Consider the following 24643-nt stretch of genomic DNA (forward strand, 5'->3'; position numbering starts at 1 on the left):
AATGATTTGGTTATTTTTGTAACTAAATTCTCTCTATTTGTGTTTAATTATCTTATCAACCTCTTTTTTCCTAAAGTCTGCGTCGGATGTCACATGCTTTTACGCAGTGGTGAAACTATTATATGCACAAGCTGTCGTCATGAATTACCTCTTACTCAACACCATTTAGATCCAAAAAACGAAGCTCTAAAGAAATTTTACGGCAGAATCGATATTCAGCATGCATCGGCATTTTTATATTTCAACAAAAAAGGAATTGTTCAGGAGCTTATCCACAATCTTAAGTACAAAGGTCATGAAGAAATCGGAACTGTATTAGGAAACTGGTACGCCGAAGACTTAAAAGAATTAAACTTAGAATCTCCTTTTGACGTTATCATTCCAGTGCCTCTACACCGCAGAAAACTAAAAGAACGAGGCTATAATCAGATTACTGCTTTTGGGAAGACTTTGTCTAAAAACTTAGAGATTACTTATGATTGCACTTTATTGTATCGAAAGAAATATTCGAAAACTCAATCTAAGAAAAATCTTTTAGGAAGATCTGAGAATATTGAAAACATCTTTGATGTCCAATTTTCAGAAGGAAATCACAACAAGCATTTTTTAATCGTTGATGATGTACTCACTACGGGGGCCACACTTGAGGCCTGCTCTAGGGCTTTACAAAAAATTCCGGGCGCTAAAATCAGTATTATTTGCATAGCAATGGCAAACTCTTAGTATTAAATTCCAATAAAAAAATCCAAATTCCAAAAACTGTTCGTTGATAGTTCTTGGAATTTGGATTTTTTTATTGGAATTTATTCTTTCTCTAGTTCACAATTATTTTCTTAACCGTTCTGCGATCACCGTCAATCACGGTCACCAAATACATCCCCGAAGAGACTCCGGATAACTGAATATTTTGATTAAAATAAGGCGTTTTATCATATGAGTTAAAATACACTTGTTTACCAAGAATATCATGAACATAAACTTGAACCCTATTGATCGAATCACTTGAAAACTGAATCGTAAAACTTCCCTTATTTGGATTTGGATATAACGTAAATGCTACATTTTCAAGATCTATTTCTCCTAAAGTAAATGTTTGATTGCAAATATTTAAGGATGCTGAATTGATCGTTCCAAAATTACCTGAAACCGCATCACGAACTCTAAAACTCCAGGTTCCTTTTGGATCCTGACCATTAAAAGCGCTCAATGCATCTACAGGAATAACAATCTGACTTGTTACTTTGGAACAATCTAAAGTAAATCCGGCATCATCAAACTGAAGTATTAAGCTAGAATTTATCCCTCCACAACTTTTATTATTATACAAATTCACAACTGTACCCTGCGGACTTACCATTTGTATTTCGAGATCAGAAAGCTTATCGTGTGTTACATTAACCAAAACATTGACATCGGAAACTTTTCCGGTTGATGCCGGTACATTTACTGTTTTGGCCGTAAAACTAGTTCCGGACGGAATTGCAAAAGAATTCCCAAAACTATAAGAATCACAAGTGGTAGTAGAACTGTAACCCACTGCAAATGATTTACTGTTTATTGCGTAATAAATATTTGCGGTTGGTTCAACCTTAATCCTGCAATTAGTTGAAGCAGTTACACTGCCAGGAACCTGAATCAACTGCGAACCATCATTTGGTGTATTTGAGGCTAAAATTACAGGGTATGTCAAACCTCCATCCAGAGACAATTTAATGTTTACCGATGAAGATCCCGGTAGGGTGTTGGTATTATTTACTGCCCAGGTTACTGTTTGACTCGATCCTATTTGCCAGCTTATATCGCTGGTGTTTTGTGAAGTAACTGTAAATGGCCCCGCATTAGTTACAACAGTTGCAATCATAGTATCTGTATTCGTCTGTGCAGCTCCTGATCCTCCATTGTCTCTTGCCGTTAGGGTAAAATGCAATGTTCTTGCAATCGAAGAAACAGATTCCCAGGTCGTGGTTAGTTTATTCAGAAGCACGGTGTTTAAATCGGGCATATAACGAACAGGTGAACTTCCCGGAACTATAGATCTAAACAAAGGGCCGTTTGGTTTTGTGGGATAAGCAATACTGTTGCTGTTCGCGGTTGATGATGATGTTGCACTATCAAATTGTTCCCACGTATAGGTAATCGTGCCAACTGAGCTAGAACCTGTGCCAACTAAAACAAAAGGTGTGCTCATTGGAATTGTATAATCTAAACCTGCATCAACAGTTGGAGGATTATTGGTAATTACCGTATTAGCAGGACAACTCTTTCCGGCAAGAGTATTCTGAATTTGCAAAATACTTGCATAAGCAAAATAATCATCTGAATTACTTTGAACATCATATCCCTTAGATACTCCCGCATACCCCATAATGGTTGAACCACTTCCCGGCTCAACATTTAAACCTGTTCTTTCTGACGCATCATAGGAAAAAGTATGATTTGCTCCTAATTGATGTCCAATTTCGTGCGCTACAAAATCAATATCAAAGGTATCGCCTTCCGGCTTTTTATCAGATGGTGACGTATAAGCACTTCCTTTTCCCATCGCTTCTGATGGCGTTGGACTACTACAAACACAACCTATACAGCCTGCATTACCTCCGCCTCCATCGTGTCCAAACAAATGTCCGATATCATAATTAGCTTCTCCAATCACACTTGTTAAAGTACTTTGAACTTCTTTACTCCAATAATCATTACCATCTGAAGGATCTCTTGAGGTTCCTCTTGTTGGATCAGAATAAGGATCAGTTAGTGCATTTGTATAAATTACAGCATCATTATTGGCAATTAAAACCACTCTTACAGCAAGGTCTTTATTAAAAACCCCATTTACTCTAGACAAAGTAGCGTTCATTCCAGCTACCGCTCCCGCTTTTGTGCCTCCAAAATAAGCAGTGTATTCTCCCGTACAGGACAACGCCAATCGCAGGGTTTTGAAAACTTTATTGTTTGCTGCCGACTTTGCAGTAATTGATGAGGCGCTTTTATTCGACGCAGTGTCCAGTGTCTTACAGTCTAATTTAGATTTGGCAGCCGCATCAGTATTGGTAAACAAAACATAAGAAGACTTATCTTCCTGATTTTGTTCTATATACTCCGCTGGTCTATCGGCACGAAGTACCATAGTCTGGATTCCAATCGGTGCCACACTAAAATAAATTGTAGCCGTTTTATCATCTAAACCACGTCCTTCATAAGCTCTGATTTCAGGATATTTTGCCTGCAACTCAGGTTCAAAATTCGAATGTTCCGAAACTGAAAAGCGTTCCAAGACACCACTGGCATTAGGAATCGTAATTTCTGTCGAAGCACTTTTTTCTGATTTATTAGTAGTTGCAGCAAGTCTTGATTTCAAAAAATCTGAATTCAGTTTATAGTACAACCGCCCAGAGTCAGACGAGATTCCTCTCTTACTTGGAGAAACCGCACTCACTTTCTGCCACAAAACATCACTTTGGGCATACATATTTGCACAGCAAAAAATAAAAAATAAAAAAAGTAGATTTTTTCTCATATTTTGGAAATAACAGTATACCAAAATTACGTTAATAAAACCGAAATTTTACACTTATCACAGACAATTAATGCTTTTTGGTTTACAAGTTGTCCCATTTTCACAAAAAGTAACGGCTTGAGATTAAAAAATCAATTACCCTTAGTATCAAATTTAAAATAGATAGTATAAATTTGCACCATCTTAAATTATTTGTTTTGAAGCTCTTTCATTCTATAAACGATTTTCAGTCCACCAAGAAAACAATTTTAACTCTTGGAACATTTGATGGTGTACATATTGGTCATAAAAAAATTCTGGAACGCATTACCCAAAACACCGAAAATGGAAAATATGAAAGTTTAGTCCTTACCTTTTTTCCACATCCAAGAATGGTATTACAGGAAAAATCAGAAATAAAACTTTTGAATACCATTGCCGAAAAATCAAAACTTCTGGAAGCGACCGGAATTGAAAATCTTGTGATTCATCCTTTTAACGAAAGTTTCTCAAGATTAACCGCCGAAGAGTTTGTTCATTCCATTTTGGTAGATCAGTTTCATATTCAGAAAATAATTATTGGACATGATCATCGCTTTGGCAGAAACAGAACCGCTAATATTGATGATTTAATTGCTTTTGGTCTTGAATATGGTTTTGAAGTTGAACAAATTTCAGCTCAGGAAATCCAGGACGTTTCTGTAAGTTCAACCAAAATCAGAAAAGCACTGAACGAAGGAAATATGACCTTAGCCAACAATTATCTGGGCTACAGCTACTTTTTGTCGGGTGAAGTCGTTAAAGGCAAACAATTAGGTAGAACTATAGGTTTTCCAACTGCCAACATACAAATTGATGAAGATTATAAGTTAATCCCAAAAGCTGGTGTTTACATCGTTAAAGCTCTAATCGATCAAAAAGAGGTTTTTGGAATGATGAATATTGGTTTTAATCCAACGGTTAACGGACAAAAACAAACTATCGAAGTGAATCTTTTTGATTTTGATGCTGACATTTACGGCAAAAAAATTGAAGTTTCGCTATTGCAATACCTCCGCGAAGAACAAAAATTTGGTTCTGTCGATTTATTAAAAGAACAATTAAATCAGGACAAAAAAGATGCTTTGGCATTTTTAAACAGAGTTTGACAAGCTTTCTCTTTGCAAATTAAAATCTAATCCCTTACCGGGAGATTAAATTATTCCTTTACTCGTCTATTAGGATTACAAGCTTATGCGCTGACAAAATTATTTTGAATTACTCCCTCTCTTAACTGAAGTCATCCGTTCTATTTTTTAAATAGTAAGCTGAAACATACTTTTCACCATTTTTAAATCATCGTAGTTATTTTTTTAGTAAATTTGATATAGAACTCTGTTTATCAAATATTTGCTATTAACTTCTTTAAAAATAACCACTATGAAATTACCTAAAGAAATTACCAACGGTTTTCTGATTTTCCTTGGAATCGGAATTTACTTTTTATTGATGAACGTATTAGGTTTGGCGCATTTATTCTATTTGCGAACCCTGAATGTCTTTTTTATATTTTATGGTGTAAATAAAACAATGCGAATGAACCTTCATGAAGGCGAAACTAATTTTGTGTCGAATGCGGTTTCAGCAATGGCAACCTCTGTGGTTGGTGTGGCTTTAAGCGTTTTTGGATTGTTAGTTTATAGTTACGCCAGAGGGGGAGATGCTTATGTAAAAACACTTTCAGAAACATTTATGTTTGGCGGAAATCCTTCTGTACCAACCTACTGCATCTGCTTACTGTTTGAAGGAATTGCTTCCTCAGTAATCGTCACGCTGATGATGATGTTGTACTGGAATAATAAATATGCAGCCGATTAATTTTTCAAAATAAATCAAACTATTTAGCACTCTAAAATCATAAAAAATTACAATTCTATGATTTTAGAGTGTTTCTTTTTTGAAATTATCTGTCAAATATTCATTTACAGGATTGGGCATTGGTTGATTGGAACAATTTAACTACTTTTGGAGCATCAAAAAACTGCATCAATGAGCATTACAAAACACAATTGGACAAAAGACGAAATAATCGCCATATATAATAAACCTATGATGGACTTGCTGTACGAAGCAGCAACAATTCACAGACAAAAGCATGATCCTAACGTAGTTCAGGTATCTACTTTACTTTCAATCAAAACCGGAGGCTGTCCGGAAGACTGTGGGTATTGCCCACAAGCTGCTCGTTATAACACCGGAGTTGAAGGAAATGATTTAATGAGTGTTAGTCAGGTTAAAGCACAGGCTTTACGTGCAAAATCAAGCGGATCGTCTCGTGTATGTATGGGAGCTGCCTGGAGAAACGTAAAAGATGGCGAAGAATTTGATCAGGTTTTAGAAATGGTTCGTACCATTAATAAACTTGACATGGAGGTTTGCTGTACCTTAGGTATGATTACCGAAAATCAGGCACAACGTTTGGCTGAAGCTGGTTTATATGCTTACAACCACAACTTAGATACTTCTGAAGAATATTATAAAGATGTTATTTCAACACGTGGTTTCGAAGACCGTTTGCAAACGATAGAAAATGTTCGTAAAACGAATGTGACGGTTTGTAGTGGTGGAATTATCGGAATGGGAGAAAGTATTGAAGACAGAGCCGGAATGCTTGTCGCGCTTTCTACTTTAAACCCTCAACCTGAATCTGTACCAATTAATGCCCTTGTAGCTGTTGAAGGAACTCCAATGGAAGAGGAAAAGCCAGTTGAAATTTGGGAAATGATCCGTATGGTCGCTACAACAAGAATTGTAATGCCGGATACACAGGTTCGTTTGTCTGCAGGAAGAACAAATATGAGTCGTGAAGGACAGGCAATGTGCTTTTTCGCGGGTGCAAATTCTATTTTTGCAGGTGATAAATTGCTTACTACACCAAACCCTGATGTTCATGAAGACATGAAAATGTTCGAAATGTTAGGATTGAATCCACAAAAACCATTTACAAAAGTTTCGCAGCCTAAAACCGTTGAAGCATCTGATTCACAGTTTGCTCCTCTAGGCGAGAAACCAAAATGGTCAAGACCGGGACATACAATTGATAGAAACCTTGAGGCTTCTGTCAAATCAAAAAATTAAGAAAAAGAGTTCATAAATCTCGATAAATATTTTTAAATTGCTTATAACATGTGTTATAAGCAATTTTTTTATTTAAGAGAGATGAAGTTAAAACAAATCGAACGGGTAAAAAAAATTTCAAAAGCAGATTTTATTTCCCAATATGTAAAAAAGCAAATTCCTGTTGTTGTTGAAGAATTGACCGAAGACTGGCCAGCTTATCAAAGATGGAAATTATCTTATATCAACGAAGTCGCAGGAAACATCATCGTTCCCTTATACGATGACAGACCCGTAAATCATGAAGACGGATTTAATGAAGCTCATACTACCATGAAAATGAGCGACTATATTCATCTTCTGGAATCGAAGCCAACTAATTATCGCATTTTTCTTTATAATTTAATGAAAGAAGTCCCGTCTTTAAAAGAGGACTTTCTATGGCCGGATATAGGTTTAAATCTGGTCAAACAAATGCCTATGCTTTTTTTTGGTGGAGAAAAGGCACGTGTATTCATGCATTATGATATTGATTACTCTAACATTTTACACTTTCATTTTCATGGAGAAAAACAATGCATGCTCTTTGCTCCGGATCAGTCTAAATATATGTATAAAGTGCCCCACGCTTTAATTTCAAGAGAAGATATAGATTTTGACAATCCTGATTACGAAAAATTCCCAGCTCTAAAAAAGGCACAAGGATTTATCACCAATCTAAAACACGGTGAAATGTTATACATGCCTGAAGGGTACTGGCATTACATGAAGTATTTAACACCTGGTTTTTCGATGAGCCTAAGAGCTTTTCCTAAAAATATTACAAACTTATCGAAAGCTGTTTACAATGTTTTTATCATGCGTAACTTTGATATTATGATGCGCAAATTCAAAGGCCAAAAATGGATTGATTATAAAAATGAAAAAGCAATTCAAAATACCAATCAAAATCTGCAAAAACCTTTCTGAAAGCCTTTTCTGATTGTTTAAAAAGCAGTCGCAAAATTTCAGTTTGCAACTGCTTTTTCTATTAATTATCTAAAAAACTATTTTTTTAGTTCGTGTAGCATCATTTTCTAACGTCACTTTTACCAGTACTATCTGATTCCCTGGTGCCAGATTTGGTATTTGTAATTCTTTATTGCTAATTTTCTTTTTGTTGTACATCAATTTCCCCGACACATCAAAAACTGAGACCTCTTTAAGCTGTTCATTTGATGACATCACGTTTATTATTCTATTTTTGACTGAAACAAAAATGGCATTCTGCAGGTTTTCGAAATCATCGGTGCCTAACGTTTTTCCTTTATAACGCAACACCAGTCGATCTGCGAAAGTTCCTATTGCGGTTGTAAAAGTGTAATTACTCTGTTTTAAATCATGAATTACGCCCATTACTTTATCTTCGATATAAATCGGCTGTTCATTCATATTAAGGTCTACTTCGTCAATCGAAATCGTAAATTCACCCGCGATTGTAGTACGATACCCTAACGGAACGAGATCGGTATCAACAAAAGGCAAAGCCCTTCCCTGAATTACATAATTGTTCCCGTTAGCTATACTATAAAAATCGAGATAAGGATTAGCATTAAAACTAATTCCGTCATAGTTGGCATCATACTCATTCGTAGCTCCCTCAATATACCCTACAAGTAACTGTTTAAAGGCCCCGGATGTATTGGTCATGTTTAACCAAATACGTTTTTTTACCAGAGCCGTTTCTTTTGATGTGTTTTCAGATTTAAAAAACTGATTATTATTTCCTGCTACCCGCATCGAATTGTTAAACTGTACTTTCCCTGCGGCTACAGTAGTTACAAAAAATGATTGTCCCGCTGCTATTTTACCCGTTGGTTTAATTCCATTATCATTGGCCGGAATATCACTATGTAATGGATCTGATTTAGCAGAAACTCCGCCACTTAAATTATAAGAAGCATAATCATCGGTTGTATACTGATTTGTATAGGTTAACTGTACAGGCGTATTGTGTGTCCAAAAATAAATGGTTCCACCCAGTAAACTGTTTCCGCTTAGAAGGGCATCGGCATTTAAAGCAGATGGATAAGGATTTCCTACTAAATAACTTTTTCCCGAACTTAAAAATTCTCCTTCCAAACTTCCATTGTTCGGAACTCCTGAAAAAATTCCCGTAAAAGGTGCTTTAACAGTATTCGAATAGGTCTCTGGGCCACGAATGATATACCCTTTGCCTACTACCATATTAGTGGTTCTATCGGTAACTACCCATTGTGTGCCATCAAAACCATAATATTTTGTTGCTGCTGTTCCGGATGAAAGATCAATTAATCTTTGAGGATTTACGGGAGTTGACCAATACAGATAATCTTTTTTTAAGATCCCGGGACTTGTTCGCTCATAAAAAATACTTCCTGAGTTAACTGCAGTATTCACCTGAAACAAACTTGAACTGGTTTTGAAAGTCAAAGAAGTACCTGCTCCCGAATCGACAATTAGTGCATTCTTAACTGTTAACGTATTTGAACTATTTATGGTTACTTTTTTTCCGGCATTTATCGTACAACCACAACTATTCACGTCTCCGGACGAAGAAAAATCATCTGCAAAAACAACATTCTGGCTTGTTGTTGGCGTTCCAAGCGACCATCCTCCTGCAATTGTATAGGTATTCGTTGCCAAAGCATTTACAACAATACTCGACAATGACAAAGAAGCGCAGGTGCCCGGATATTGTACCGTAAAATTATATGTACCGGGAGCCAGGCCTGTAATGGTATATTTAGTCCAATCGGCACCTACTCCTCCCGAATAAGTATTGGAGAACGTACCAGTTTGAGTAATCGTATAATCGTTTCTGTTTGGCAAATTCTTCAAAACGACAGTACCCGTCAGAACATCACAGGTGGGCTGAACCACCGGATCATTAAGTGGTGTGCCTGGCTGAGTAGTCGTCGTTATATTTTGTACTGTTGCGGTACCAGTAGCACTGGTTCCACAACCATTCTTTGATCTGAGTCTGTAATAATAGGTTGTACCTACAGTCAGTCCGGTCACTGTATAGGTCGTCACATTTCCTATATCAAGAGCATTATATCCTGATACAAAACTGGCAAATGTATTCGCAAGAGAGACATCTAACAGATAACTCACCGCATTGACTTCCGCACTCCAATTTGCCGTAAATGCAGTGCAAAAAGTATTCGTGGCTGCCTGCAATACAACATTACCCGGAGAAACAGCTGGTTTGTAAGTTACGGTATTCGAATAAGCACTCAAACAGGTACCGTTAAATGCTCGAACTCTGTAATAATAAGTAGTCGCATTGCTTAAACCTGTAATATTTACCGTTAAAACATTTCCAACATTCAAACCGTTATAGGTTCCAACAAAACTTCCGAAATTAATATCTGTCGAAAGATCCAATGTGTAATAAGTTGATCCCGAAACAGATTGCCAATTTGCTGTAATCTGGGTACAGGTTGCTCCGGTTCCTGCTAAAGCAACAGGAGCTGTTCCGGATGATGTTACATTTACTGAAGTAGTATTATTTGCACTGATCGTTGAAGCACAATTATCGGCAGCATTGCCACTTGTTCCAGAAGTTAAAGATGTAACTGTTAAACTTTTACTTCCTAAAGCTGAAAATCCGGGAGCTGTAAAAGTACTGGTTCCACTTGTACTTACAGTCATACTTACCGGTGTCTGAGTTACTCCGCCTACCTGATAAGCAACACTATATGCTCCTACCGGTAAACTACCATTTAGGGTTATTGTTGACGATGTTCCGGTACAAATATTTACGGTCGAGGCTGATATACTTGTTAGACTATAAGTTGGACAAGTATAAACAATCACAACTTTTCCGGTTCCTCCGGCTCCCCCTGTTGAAGCGGAACCTAAAAGTGCCGATTTTCCACCACTCCCACCACCTCCTGGCTGAGTTCCGGGATTACCATTACTATTGGCTAGTAAACCTGTAATACTCGCCCCTCCGGCTCCTCCGACATCTGCCCCGCTAGTACCTCCGGCTCCTCCGGCTCCGGTTACAGCAGGTAAAAGTGTCTCACCGGCTCCACCACTTACTCCGTCGACTTTAGTTGCTCCTGTAGATCCTGAAGCTAATCCTCCGGCGCCTCCTGCCGGATTGGTGACTGTACCATTATTGACAATCCCACCATTTCCTGCAAGTGCCGTTACATAACCTGTAATTGAGGAATTATCGCCAGCACCTCCATTAGCTGACAAAGCTCCTGCACCTCCTTTACCAACCGTAATCGACAAGGTCGTTTGAATAGACATGCTCATAGAGTAGGTACCCCCTGCAAAAGCCCCTCCTCCTCCTCCTCCGGCAGCTCTCTGTAAAGACAGACCCGGAACAGTTGAGCCACCTCCGGCTCCACCGCCTCCCCAGGCGCTCATAGTTACTGATGATACACCCGCAGGAACATAAAAACTACTTGTTCCAACACTTGAAAAAGAGACTGTTTTAGTCTGTGCATAAAAAAACAAAGGGAATGCAAATAACTGAAGTGTAAGTAAATATTTTCTCATCGTGGTATTTTTTAATATTTAAAAACAGAACTTCTCAATCAGACAGAAATCTGATCAAAGTAATTTTTAAATACCTCAAAAAATAAAACAACAATGCACAGGATAGACTAATCCTGAAGACACAAATAAAATATTGATGTGGAAAGTACTTTTTGTTTCATTTAATGGGGCATTTAAATTCGCAATCAGTATTTTAGGCAGATAAAAACTAATGGACACTCTATTCCATATCGTTTTAATAGCAAAGGATAAAAATTAACTTAACAGGCTTTTAAGCATTTCAATCGTAAAGTAACAACAAGGTACGATTTTATTTACAATGAAGACAACTGTTTTTGATTAAACTGTGCGATTTTAACACTTATCCGATCACACAAAACACTAACAAACAACACTTTACCAATAAACACAGGGGATCACGTCCAAAGTACTCTTTTAAAACTATAAAAATTATTACTTAAAAAAATGCGATATTACCTTTCAGATCGCAAAAAAGAAACCTAAAAGTCCTTATTTACGAAAACAATAGTTCATTGAAAACAAACAACAGGAATTAAAAGAAACCCAACATATCTTTAAAGCAAAATTTTTCGGGTTATCATTTTTCCGTTTTTCAATTTGATTTTTAGTATCAAAACCTGGTTGTTTGAATTGAATTTAGCCCCTTGAAATTCCAGATTTTCAATATTCTCTTTTTGATACAGTTGTTTTCCTAAAACATCAAAAATGATTATTTCACTGATTAGTTCCTGTGTAGAAGTCACTTTAACGACTCTGTCCTGAACTGAGATAAAAATATCTTGTTTTTTATTCTCAAAACCGTTTCTCAATAAAGACTCATCTATAAAGCTTAATACAAGACGTTCATTAAAAGTTCCCGGCTGAGTAGCAAATGAATAAGAACTATGACTTAAATTATGCTTTATCTTCAAATCTTTGTCCTCTACGAAGACATTCAACTTCTTGAAAAATTCATCCTGATGATCAATGCTAATACTAAATTTTCCTGCAACAGTAGTTTCATAACCAAGCGGTATTGAATCCGTTTGAACAAAAGGCAATGCTCTGGCCTGAATTACCAAGTTCTTACTTTCAACCCTACTATAAAAATTAACAAACTGGTTTCCATTTATTGATTCTGCATCATAATCTATGTCGTAACTATTTGTTGCATCTCCAATATAACCAATCAAAATTTGTTTAAAAATACCGTCATCGTTCTGAAAATTCAACCATATACGATGCTTTTCAATTGCATTTTTGATATTTCTATCCGAAATCTTATCTGCTTGTTTAAAAAATGTCGAGTTTCTTCCCATAAGCCGCATACTATTATTGAATTCTATTTCCATCAGACCTTTACTATTGACAAAAAAAGCCTGTCCTGAGGAGATCGTTCCATCAGGAACTGTTTCATTAATTCCTGATGCGATGGCTTTTCTTGTTCCTACACCGCCAAGTAAATTGTAAACCGCATAGTCATCGGAAGTATATTTATAATTGGTAAGCGGTGTATTATGTGTCCAAAAATAAAGTGTCCCCTTAATTTTTGATTTGTTTTCTGCCAAAAAAACATCCGCATTGAGAGAAGATGGATAGGGGTTTCCAATTAAATTGAAGCTATCGGCGATTCCTAATTTAATCTCAATTTTACCATTACTTGGTATTCCTTTAAAGGTTGCTTCAAATTCTAACGGTACTGTCGTGGAAAAATCTTGTGGTCCCTGAATAATGTATCCTCTTCCACGAAGCATTATATTTGTGGGATTCTCCCGATTCCATTTTTTATCCTCATAGTTGTATGAATAAAATTTTTCTGAATGTGACTTGGGAGATACCTCTATTAATTTTTGTAAGTCTACAGGAGATGACCAATACGTATAATCCGATTTTCGTATGGGAGTTGAATTTCTTTTTAAATGAACGACACCTGTATTTACGATGTCGTCATCAGACTGATATAGGCTTGCAGAATCCTCCATTGTTAAAATCCCTTCACCCGCATATAAAAGTTCGATTCCTAAAGTATTCCCATTTAAAAGTGTAACCTTTTTCCCTTTATCGATTACACAACTGCACACATTTGCAGAAGTTAGATTTTCATAATCGCCTTTGAATTCTATTTCTTTTCCTCCCGACGGAAAACCATTGGACCAAACACCTCCATCCCATACTGTTGCATCTAAACAAAGTTTGATTCGCGCAATTCTATGTTTTGAAACGCCTGATATTGAGTTGAAACTTCCCCCAATAATCAACTTATAGTCTGGTGTAAAACCCATTGCAAAGAGACTATTGTTAAGCTGGCTTTCGAATGAAGAATCGTAGTCCCCAGATTTTTTCAAACGCAGTAGTCGTAAAGCTGTATTGGATTTATAGGTTCCGGAAAAGGTTCCGCCTACCAAAATACGATCGTCCGGCTGAATTAAAATACTACGAACATCGCCTTTACTAAAACCAGTACCATTCTCAAAAAGCACATCTAAACTCCCATCTCTATTTAGTCGGGTAATGCGTTTTTGTGAGATTCCGTTGTAACTCAAAAATGCCCCCCCTACTACTATTTTCTGATCGGATTGCAGTCCAATTGTGTAAACATTTTTATCAAAACCTATCCCTGTTTTAAACCCTGAATCGACGCTACCATTAGAATTTAGACGAACCAATCTGGGAGATGCATTGCCATTAAAACTATTAAATCGACCTCCCACTATTATTTTATCGTCGGGTTGCACAACTATTGTCTCGACAACTCCATCGACACCAACATCCGTGTTAAAACTAACATCACGTAAACCGTTTTGCAGCAATCGAATTATTCTTCCAGCCGGCGCCCCGTTATAACTTGTAAAGTTACCTGCGACAATTACTTTTTCATCCGATTGAATAGCAATGGCATATACCAGCCCATTAAATCCCGAACCTATATTAAAAGTATTATCTATTGCTCCATCGGGCAAAATCCGGACGATTCTATTGCAGGTAATTTCGTTGTACTTTGTAAAATTCCCACCGAAAATAATCTTTCCATCTGATTGTAATATCCCAGATCTTATCCCATTATTAGCACCTGACTGTCCGGAATTAAAAGTTGCATCGAAAGTCCCATCAGCTAAAACCCTTGCTATTCGTGAGCTAAAATTTCCGTTGAACTTCCTGAAATTCCCAAGTACCAATGTCTTTTTATCCGATAGAGGCAGCACGTTCAAAACAGAGCTATCAAAACCAACTCCAGCTGACAAATATCCTTCTACATGTTCTCCATCTCCATTAATTTTTACCAATCTTCCCTGATTCAGACTATCAAAAGCCGAAAACGAACCGGCAACATACCAGGAATTTTCTGTGCCGTTTGCCAAAGCCAAAACTGATCCTGATCCCGGCCCCGAATCAATACCAAAATCCGTTTGAAGAATTCCATTTGAATTTAACAAACAAATTCTATTCACTGAAGTTCCATTATAAAAGCCAGTGAACGATCCTCCTACCATAATATTACCGTTAGAATCGTTTTTAATAACCTCTACAGCATCCCCGCTAAAACCAGAACCGGCTATAAAATCATTATCTATGCTACCATCCTGATTCAATCTGATAATTCGGTTAGCGGTAAATCCATTATAGCTTGTAAATTTTCCTCCCAGAATAATTTTCCCATTTGATTGGATAACAATCGTGTTTACGTCTTCGTTAAAACCCATTCCAACATTAAAATCAATATCAACTTTGCCATTCGGAAGTAAACACACTATTCTGTTGGCTGCAATAGTATTAAAAACAGTAAAATTACCTGTCAGCAAGATTTTACCATCGGACAAAATAATTGCATTTGTAATATTTGCCGAAGAGCCTGAGCCTGTAATAAAAGAAGGATCTAAGCTCCCATTTGATAGAATGCGCGCTACTCGGTTTACCGTACTATTATTATATTTTGTAAAACTTCCGGTTATAATTATTTTACCATCGCTTTGTGGGCAAATGTTATAAATAATACCTGCAGTGGCAGCAACGGTAGTATCAAAAGTTGAATCGTAAGTCCCATCACTGTTTAATCTGATAAGCCTTCCGGAACTGATTCCATTAAAAGAAGTAAAACTACCCCCTACGATTATTTTGCCATCGGGCTGGATGTAACTGGTATAAACTTTACCGTTGAAACCTGTTCCTGTATTCCATGTTTCATCGATACTGCCATCCAAATTTAAGCGGGTTAAGTAGTGGGTCGAAATTCCATTGAGACTCAAATAATCTCCACCGACAATAAGTTTTTGATCCGATTGTAAAGATACTGTCCGCACAATATTATCAAAACCATCTCCTTTCTGTCCGTCATCAACTGTGTTGAAAGAGATATCTACTTTACCTTGTTGCGCACAAAGTGCTGGACTATGTAAATAGCCAACCAAAATCAGAGAAAAGATTATTTTTTTTATCAAAATATAAAATTCAAGTTAATACATATTGTAAGAATTAACTCAAAAATAAATACTCTGTCTGAGACTTGCAATACCTGATTTCAGTGATATTTTAAAAATCTTTTTTAAGCAAAAAAAGAATCCATTCCGAAAAACGGAATGGATTCTTTTTGAAATGAACTATTATTTATAGTTTATTGAAATATAATTTTTCTTGTAGCTGTAAAATCATTTGCCAAAGTTACCTTAACCAATAAAACCTGATTGGATGAAGGCAAATTCTGAATTTGTAGTTCTGTATTGCTCACCTTCTTTTTATTGTAAAGAATCTTTCCTGACACATCATACACTGTAACTTCCTTGATATTTTCCTGAGAAGATTGTATCGCAATTACTTTATTTTTTATCGAAACTAAGATCCCGTCTTTAACATTTTCAAAGTCTCCGACTCCTAAAGTTTTTCCGGTGTAACGCAATACTAAACGTTCTGTAAAGTTCCCCACTTCTGTTTTAAAAGTATAATTGCTTTGTGTTAAATCATGAATAACTCCTGTCGTTTTATCTTCAACATAAATCGCCTGCTTCGCTAATTTACCATCTGCTTCGTCTATCGAAATCGTGAAATCGCCCGCTACAGCAGTTCGGTAACCTAAAGGAACAACATCTGAATCTGTAAAAGGCAACGCACGTCCCTGAATTACAAATTTCTTCGTATCACTTATCGTATAAAAGTCCAAATACTGGTTACCATCAAGAGTTAATCCGTCGTATAGAGTTTCATAATCGTTGGATGCCCCCTCTGCATAACCTAGCAATAATTGTTTGAAAGCTCCAGTTGTACTGATCAAGTTTAACCAGATACGATGTCTTTCGATAGTACTTTTTCTTGAAGTATTTGCAGGCCTGAAAAACTGTCCGTTATCAACCGCTCCTAAACGCATTGCGTTAGTAAACAATATTTTTCCAGCAGCCTTAGTGGTTAGAAAAAATGACTGCCCAGCTGCAATTTCTCCGGTTGGCTTATCACCACCCGAATTCGCTTTTGTTGATCCAAGCAGATTGAATGAAGCATAATCATCCGTAGTATATTGATTACTTGCAACAGGTTTTGCCGGTGTGTTGTGCGTCCAGAAATAAAGGGTTCCATTTATTACATTTTCATTTGTTTTTATAAACCCTTCTATGCCCTCTGAAACAAACCTCTCTCCACTTAAAGCAGACGGGTACGGATTCCCTATCAAATAACTTTTTCCTGAAGCCAACATTTCTGTTTCTATATTTCCATTATTCGGAACTCCTTTAAAACTTGCCGGATAAGCTGTCTTAGAGCTATTCGAATAATTGGACGGAGCACGAATAATATACCCTTTACCTACCACCATATTATCAGTCCTAGGCGCTCGAACCCATTGTGTACCATCGAAACCATAATACATAGTGCTAGGCGTTAAAGACGAAAGATTCACTAATGTTTGTGGGCTTACCGGAGTTGACCAATACACATAATCTTTTAGCAATATAGGAGGAGTGGTTCGCTCATAAGTAATATCACCTGTATTAGTTACATTATTAATTTGTACTAGACTTGCTGTATTTTTAAAAGTCATTGTACCACCACTAAGTACTTTAACATCATTGGTAATATTTAAAGTATGCCCAACTCCTATCGTAACATTCGCTCCGGAATTAACTTCACAAGAACATCCGGTTACATCACCCGTAGAAGTAAAATTGGAAGCAAAAATAAGTTTCTTTTCTACTGAGGGAGCATTATCCCAAGTACCGTTATAAGTTGCTATTGCCGGAGGTGGATTGATTACTACTCCTGTGGTCGCAGCCGAGGTACAATTTCCATTTCCAACTGTGTAGCTATAGGTGCCTCCGGCAAGATTACTATCTATCACTGTTGTTCCGCTATAAGGTACCACTACCGCTCCCGGTGATCTTGTTAAGGTACCTCCAGAAGGAAGTCCACTTAAAGCGATAGTACCAAAAGTCACCACACAGGTTGGCTGTGTAAATGTTCCTAGTACAGGAGTCGTCGGAACTTCGTTAATCACAAAGTTTACCATAGTCCTACAAGCAGCAGGATCACTAGAACAAACCGCATAAAAAGGAGTCGTACCAACAGTATTTGCATTTACAAGACCAGCAGCAACCGGGTCAAATGAAGCTCCGGAACCCACTTTTGTTCCTCCCGAGGCTACTGTATACCAATCTATAGTTGAAGGTAGAGTATAATTAACTGTAATGGTAATATTTGAAATATTTGCATCCGGGTCGGCATTATCCACATAAGTCTCTTTAAATTTAAACACCCAGTTTCCTGTTGGGTTTGTATTTGCCCAACTTGCTAAAGGAGCGTTTGTAGCAGTACCAGTAGTTCCTGAAGAAGGACTTATATCATCTATTGCTGCACCCATAGCTACCGGTGGTTCAATCCTTACACGCAATTCTCGTAAATATGAATTTCCTTTAGCAGTATAGGTTATTATAGCATTAGTACTGGTGACTACTGCACCAGCCGGTAGTGAAGGAAAATTAATAACAATATCAGTGTTTCCGGCTTCTCCATAATTTAAAGTCCTAGATGTCCCTCCAGAACCACTTGCCGTCATAGGCGTTTGAGCAATTGCAGCACAAGTCGATGAAGTAGTTAAAGAGCCTGAACCTCCCTGGCAAATTGTAACACCGGTTGCAATCGGATTTTTAATAGATACTGTTCCAACTGCAGAGGTTGCCGCAGGACAGCTTCCATTTTGTACTACTGCCCTATAGGACGTTGTTACCGAAACATTTGTTGCTGTTAATGTTGTAGTTGTATTTGTTATTGGTGTAATTACAGAAGCGAAATTATCTGTAGAAGACTCCCATCTGATTACGTTACCTGTATTTCCGGTTAAATTAAAAACGGTATTGTTAGTTCCCGCGCAAACGGAACTACTTCCCGAAACCGATCCTCCGATACTTCCGGTACCAACTGTAACTGCAAAAGTTCTTGGTCCATTAGCATTAAATCCACATCCATTCCAAGTCTGAACTCCTATATTTCCATTTTGTCCGACTGTTCCTGTAGTAACGGTAATAGAGTTTGTCCCTGCTCCACTGATGATACTCCAACCTGTAGGAACTGTCCAATCATAACGAACCGTATTGGCAACAGCATCAACAGTATATATTTGATTGTTAACTGATGGACATTGTGTTGCTGTTCCTCTAATTGTACCTGCTGCTGGTCGTGCCGGTGCACCCGGACTTGTAATAATAGTAACCTCATTGCTTTCATTAAAGGTACAAGTTACACCCGGAGCATTAGTCGCATTAATTGTCGCAATTCGCTTGTATTTTGTTATTGTGTTTGTTCCTGCAGCAGTAATTACCGGAGGATCATAGGTTCTTGAATTACCGTTAGAAGGAACATTTACATAGGCAGCTCCATTCGTTGAAACTCTCCATTGATAATTAATGTATGGATTTTGCATCTCCGTTCCATTGTCGTTATATTTAAACGAACCCTCAATTAGGGCCGGATCTCCTCCTGAACATAAATTGGTTGTCGTTGGAGCAGTAATTGTATTGGCAGTGGCATCAAAAGGCACTATTTGAAAACTTACCTGATTATTACCGGTATTTTCATAGTAATCTAAAACAAGATTTGAATTCGCTGCAAGGTTAACCAAAATATAATCGTAATATGTAGGTGATTGCTGTACCCAACGATCAAAAACCAGTTTACCGTCTACATACAAACGAACACCATCATCACCCGTAACCTTTACAAAATAACAGCCCGGAGCTTTATTCCATGTCATACGATAACGTATGGCAAAATTATGTGTATCAATACTTCCTCTGACACTGCCTTCTGAATATACATCAAAACAAGTCGTATCATCACCTCCTCCAAAATTAAAACCTACAGGAATAACATCCGAACCAACATTATAGTACCCCGCATAATTCGCAGGCGACCCCGTAATAAATGGATAAGTAGTTTCAGAAAGATTTGTCGGTGAAGGATTACCTCCTGGAGGAGCAGTACCTGTCCAGTTATAAATGTGTCCTTTCCATGAACCCACTCCGTAGGCCGTTTGAGAATCTATCGTACTATTATTGGCTACTGTATTTAAGTTCATACTAAGAGTAGTAGTCGTAGTACTTGTTTCGGCTGAGCAATTATTATTTCTTAACAATAAAACCCTAATTTTACCAGAAAGAGTAGCTGTCCAGGTTAAACTAACGGCACCTGTCGAATTGTTCTGAGTTAAAAAGGCATTCCCTGGTGCATCGTCAAAAAGTCCTAAATATTTAATAGTCGATCCTGCTCCCGCCCAAGTAATATTAGGGATTGAAAAGGTATAATTATATCCTTTTATTACATTAACTACAACATAATTTCTTGCGGCCATCGATCCAATTGTAATAGGATTTGTTCCGTCAATACAAAAAAATTGATCTCCTCCAATCTGACTCGTTCCCGAACTTGGATAAACAGAGCACTGTCCATAATTTATAAGGTAAGTAAAAAACAATACAAAACTTAATAGTAGTTTTCTATTCATGGGGCTATGTGGTATTTATGATTAAATTTGTTTTTGCAAACAAAACACAAAACGTACTGCATTAAAAAACGCTGTTTATTTCTGTTCTATTTTTAAATAATAACGGCTAAAAACCTGTTTTACAAGGTCATAATAAACTGTTAATTTTTGCGTACAAAAATATTATAATTCCTCACATATACAACATTTTAGCTGAAGACTTTTTTGAGAAAAACAAAAAAAATACTTGTGTTTTTAACATTTAAATGACTATTTTTAGCAGCAATCGTTAAAAAGAAAGAAAAAAGCTATGAATTCAATTTGCACTCCCAAAGAGGCTTTACTGAAGTTAGAACACTATTGTGCCTATCAGGAACGTTGTCATGCCGAAGTAGTTTCTAAATTGTACAGCCTCAAAATGACGGCCGATGAAATCGATATGATTGTAGTTCAGCTGATTGAAACTAACTTTCTAAATGAAACAAGATTTGCCTGTAGCTTTGCCAGAGGCAAACACCGTATTAAACACTGGGGCAGAATCCGAATTACAAATGAACTAAAAGCAAAACAAATTTCTTCGACCAACATTACGCTTGCTTTAAAAGAAATTACAGCCGAAGAATACGAGACCACTTTTGACCAACTTTCTGAACGATGCTGGAATGGCATTACCGAAAAAAACACCTTAAAAAAACGAAAAAAATTCTGCGACTATATGCTTCGTCGTGGATACGAAAGTTTTCTTGTTTACGATAAAGTCACTTTACTTGAAAAAGAATTCTAGTCTATAAAAATTCCAATCCTAACCTCATTCCTTCTGGGTTTTTCTCGTCAAAATCACCACACTCACAAATTCCATTTTCTTGTGAATTTTTTACTCAAAAGACGTTTTTTGTACTTATAGTTCTAAAAACCGGATCGTTTTGAGCATTATTTTACGATTTTTCCTATACTACAAAAGTACTATTTATAAGAAATAACATAAAACTACATTTTCAAACATGCATTTCGTCGACTATTTTAACATTTTGTCGATTAAATGTCCATTACCAAAACCGCTTATTTCCCGAATACGTAGATGTATCTATCTTTGCCCGGGCAAAAATTTATCCCGTTCCGGCATAACAAATTGTATAGAATACACCTACTATGAAGAAAACTTTACTTTCTAATGTTCCCTTTTTAAATATAAAAAACCTGTCATCCCAAACTAGATTAAAAATTACCTTTTTCTTTTTTTTAATGGGGGTATTTTTTAATGGTGTATATGCTCAGTGTAGCACACCGGCAACACCTGGAGCAATCATAGGAACTACCACAATATGCCAATCTTCTACACAAACCTACAGTATTTCTAATATACCCGGAGCTACCTCCTATATCTGGACTACATCAAATGGTAACCTCCCAATTACTTCCGGTCAAGGAACAAATACAATAACAGTCACATCACCCAATTATAATCTGACCTCAAACATTACAGTACGAGCCAAAAACAACTGTGGAGAAAGCGCTTCAAATTCACTTTCGGTACAAGTAGTAAGCACCTCGGCAGGAGGTGGTGTACACAGAGGTGGCTCCAACGAAATTTGTTTAAACTCTGATACAGGTACAATGAGATTACAAAATGGATATGTAGGATCGGTTGAAAAATGGCAAAAACGATTAAACAATTCTTCAACCTGGACCGATATTGCCAATACTAGCACTACCTATTCCGAAGTTCCTTCTTCAGCAGGCACCTGGGAATATCGTGCCTATGTAAGCAACTATGGCTGCTCACCTCAATATTCTACCTCCTTTCCTATAGTCGTAAAACCTGAAGTTGTAATAACACCAGCTCTGGTTGCCGAAGCAACTCAATTTTCTACTACAGCAACTTTAACCTATACCGACAACAACTCAGACCAATATTATTTAAAATTTGACCCGGCTGCTGTAGCTGCAGGGATAAGCAGTAATACACAAAAAGGAAATACCTCACGTCCTAATGGAAACATTACCATTCAAATTCCAGCCTGTCTAGCAACCGGAACTTACAATGCAGTACTTTATGTTGACACAGACTTCCCTAAATGTACCAGTAAAAACTACAACATTTCCTTAGTGGTAAAACCAAACATCACCGTTGGCGGTACTCTGAAGTCAGATCAGATAATATGTAATAACACAGCTCCAAAAGATTTAGTTCTTGACGGAGGAAGCATGAATTCCATTATTAAATGGCAAAGTTCTACGAATGCAGAATTTACTAATCCTTATGATATCCCATCATCTGCTAATTTAAGAACTCTTACCAGCGCTAAAATTGGCCCTTTAACCCAAAGTACTTATTTTAGAGTTATCAGCCAGGCGAATGGATGTAACAGAACCACATCTAATGTTGTACTTATAACTGTAGATAGTGGTGCAGCAGCGACTTTTACAAACTCTCCATCTTCAACCGTTTGTGCTAATACTAATACAACCTACACCACCCAACCCGGAAAAACTAACTACCGTTGGAGTGTACCTGGTATCGTTAATACGGATTATCAAATTCAAACTGGAGGAATTGGGACTTCAAACAATACTGTAACGCTAAAATGGTTAACAAAAGGAAATAAAACAGTAACAGTAAATTATTCAAATGGATGTTCAACATCTGCAAACGCAAGCAATACTACTTCTGTAACAGTAACAACCGCTCCAACAGTAGGCACTATTAAACAGCCAAATTGTACTACCCCTACAGGAAATGTTGTTTTAGAAAACGTACCTCCTTCAGGTAGATTAATGGAATCCCGCGGAACCGTATATACCTACACATCTTCGGGAACAACTTACGAAATTACCGGGTTAGCGCCCGGGACTTACAAATTTGCCGTTGATGATAATTGTACAAAAGTATACTCCTCGGATGTTGTCATCCTACCTGGAAATGTATGGAATGGAACTGAATGGTCAGGCGGAACACCATCACTAAACGACCTGATTCATTTTATGGGAAATTATATAGCAGAAACAGATCTTAACGGATGTTCCTGTACCATTGACAATGGAGCGACTGTAACAATAAAATCAGGAGTAACCCTGACTGTTACAAACAGCATCGATGTTGACTCCGGATCTTTAGTATTTGAAAACAACTCAAGTTTAATACAAAAAACTAATGCTGTAAATACTGGAAATATTACTTACATCCGTACCAGTCCTCCCATATTCCAAAAAGATTATTTGTACTGGTCCACCCCGGTAACTCCGCAAAAATTAGTAGGCGTTTCGCCTTCTACGCCTGCCAATTTTTATTATGGCAATGATGGCACACAATGGGTACGAACCAATAGAGAAAGCAATATGATTGTTGGAAAAGGCTACATTATTCGAGGACCATCGAATTACACCAATACCAATAAACAAGAATTTACCGCAACTTTCAAAGGAATTCCAAACAATGGAGATCTGGAAGGAGAATCACTAACCGCTACGAAAGCTCACCTGATCGGAAATCCGTATCCGTCTGCCTTAAGTGCCGATCTGCTTTTAAAAGAGAATCCAATGTTAAACGGAACGCTCTATTTCTGGACGCACAACACTCCGGCAAAACCTGTAGCAAGTAATCAGTACAGTGCTGATGATTATGCTTCCTACAACCTTAGTGGAGGAGTTTCTGCAAAATCAGATAAACAGCACAATAATGATCCTGTAAAAGACAAAGGCACTAAACCGACGGGCAACATAGCAGCCGGGCAAGCCTTCTTTGTAACAACGAATGCTGCAGGAAAAGTCAAGTTTAATAATTCAATGCGATTGGGCGGATCGAATAACGGTCAGTTTTTCAGACCCGGAAACACGTCAAAGGCAGCAGCTATAGAAAAACACCGCATTTGGCTAAACATGACCAATGCAACGGGAGCTTTTAAACAATTGCTAGTAAGCTACATTGAAGGGGCAACCAATGACTTTGAAACTAATTACGATGGGTTAACTTTTGACGGCAATCAATATTTGGATTTTTACACTACGGATCAAAAAAACAAATATGTAATTCAGGGACGTGCTCTGCCATTTACAGATACCGATCTAGTTCCATTAGGATACCGCACAACAGTTGCAGGTGATTTTACTGTTGCAATTGACGAAGTAGACGGAAACATGAGCAATCAGGCCATTTACATTGAAGACAAAACTACAGGAACTGTCCATAATTTAACGCAAAGCAATTATACTTTTAAAACCGAAGTCGGTACCTTTACCGAACGCTTGACACTGCGCTATAAACCAGGCAAAACTTTAGGTACAGGAGATTTTGAAAACATCGAAAATGGCATTCTTATTTCGACTGGAAATAAAACCATTCAAGTGTCTTCATCAAAAGAAAACATTAAACAAGTTGTTGTTTTTGATATTACAGGTAAACAATTATACAATAGAAACAAATTAAACAGTGTAGCTTTTCAAATTGAAAATTTACCATATGTCAATCAGGTTTTACTGGTGAAGGTCACTTTAGCAAATGATTTTACCGTTACCCGAAAAGTATTGCTTCAGTAATCGTTAATTCGTTAATTCGTTAATTCGTT

11 protein-coding genes are annotated in these 24643 nt (G+C 37.2%); 7 read left to right on the forward strand and 4 right to left on the reverse strand.

The genetic code is table 11. From position 1 onward, the window contains the following. Positions 1-39: 39 nt before the first annotated feature. A complete protein-coding gene (locus tag OGZ34_RS03730; protein ID WP_263362178.1) occupies positions 40-723 on the forward strand; it encodes a ComF family protein in 684 nt (227 codons plus the stop codon). 91 nt (positions 724-814) lie between these two features. Here the strand turns inward: OGZ34_RS03730 and OGZ34_RS03735 are convergent, their stop codons facing one another. After that, positions 815-3514, reverse strand: coding sequence for a zinc-dependent metalloprotease (locus OGZ34_RS03735; protein WP_263362179.1), 2700 nt, complete (start codon positions 3512-3514; stop codon positions 815-817). Positions 3515-3711: 197 nt separating this feature from the next. Here OGZ34_RS03735 and OGZ34_RS03740 point away from each other — a divergent pair, with 197 nt between their 5' ends. The 4 genes from OGZ34_RS03740 (at position 3712) to OGZ34_RS03755 (ending at position 7558) form a co-directional block, all read left to right on the forward strand. Further along, positions 3712-4641 (forward strand): bifunctional riboflavin kinase/FAD synthetase, encoded by a 930-nt coding sequence (locus OGZ34_RS03740; RefSeq protein ID WP_263362180.1) that lies wholly within the window; start codon positions 3712-3714, stop codon positions 4639-4641. A 271-nt stretch (positions 4642-4912) separates the two neighbouring features. After that, positions 4913-5350, forward strand: coding sequence for a hypothetical protein (locus OGZ34_RS03745; RefSeq protein ID WP_017497388.1), 438 nt, complete (start codon positions 4913-4915; stop codon positions 5348-5350). A 171-nt stretch (positions 5351-5521) separates the two neighbouring features. Then, positions 5522-6610: a biotin synthase BioB gene (bioB, locus tag OGZ34_RS03750; RefSeq protein ID WP_173965112.1), complete on the forward strand. Its 1089-nt coding sequence runs from the start codon at positions 5522-5524 to the stop codon at positions 6608-6610. Positions 6611-6691: 81 nt separating this feature from the next. After that, complete coding sequence (locus OGZ34_RS03755) at positions 6692-7558, forward strand: cupin-like domain-containing protein (RefSeq protein ID WP_263362181.1); 867 nt, start codon at positions 6692-6694, stop codon at positions 7556-7558. Between the two features lie 69 nt (positions 7559-7627). Here OGZ34_RS03755 and OGZ34_RS03760 read toward each other — a convergent pair whose 3' ends face one another. The 3 genes from OGZ34_RS03760 to OGZ34_RS03770 all read right to left on the reverse strand — a co-directional run bounded on the left by OGZ34_RS03760 (position 7628) and on the right by OGZ34_RS03770 (position 20102). Continuing rightward, entirely contained in the window at positions 7628-11125 is a 3498-nt protein-coding gene (locus tag OGZ34_RS03760; RefSeq protein ID WP_263362182.1) for a T9SS sorting signal type C domain-containing protein, read from the reverse strand. Positions 11126-11700: 575 nt separating this feature from the next. Then, the gene (locus OGZ34_RS03765) at positions 11701-15561 is read right to left on the reverse strand and encodes a T9SS sorting signal type C domain-containing protein (protein WP_263362183.1); all 3861 of its coding nucleotides are present in this window, start codon (positions 15559-15561) and stop codon (positions 11701-11703) included. Positions 15562-15734: 173 nt separating this feature from the next. Further along, positions 15735-20102 (reverse strand): T9SS sorting signal type C domain-containing protein, encoded by a 4368-nt coding sequence (locus tag OGZ34_RS03770; RefSeq protein WP_263362184.1) that lies wholly within the window; start codon positions 20100-20102, stop codon positions 15735-15737. Positions 20103-20391: 289 nt separating this feature from the next. Between OGZ34_RS03770 and OGZ34_RS03775 the strand changes: the two genes are divergently transcribed. Continuing rightward, the gene (locus OGZ34_RS03775) at positions 20392-20865 is read left to right on the forward strand and encodes a regulatory protein RecX (protein WP_173965116.1); all 474 of its coding nucleotides are present in this window, start codon (positions 20392-20394) and stop codon (positions 20863-20865) included. A 365-nt stretch (positions 20866-21230) separates the two neighbouring features. After that, a complete protein-coding gene (locus OGZ34_RS03780) occupies positions 21231-24614 on the forward strand; it encodes a T9SS sorting signal type C domain-containing protein (RefSeq protein ID WP_263362185.1) in 3384 nt (1127 codons plus the stop codon). Positions 24615-24643 lie beyond the last annotated feature (29 nt).

The sequence above is a fragment of the Flavobacterium collinsii genome, from assembly GCF_946903285.1.
In the GTDB taxonomy this organism is placed as follows: Bacteria; Bacteroidota; Bacteroidia; order Flavobacteriales; family Flavobacteriaceae; genus Flavobacterium; species Flavobacterium collinsii.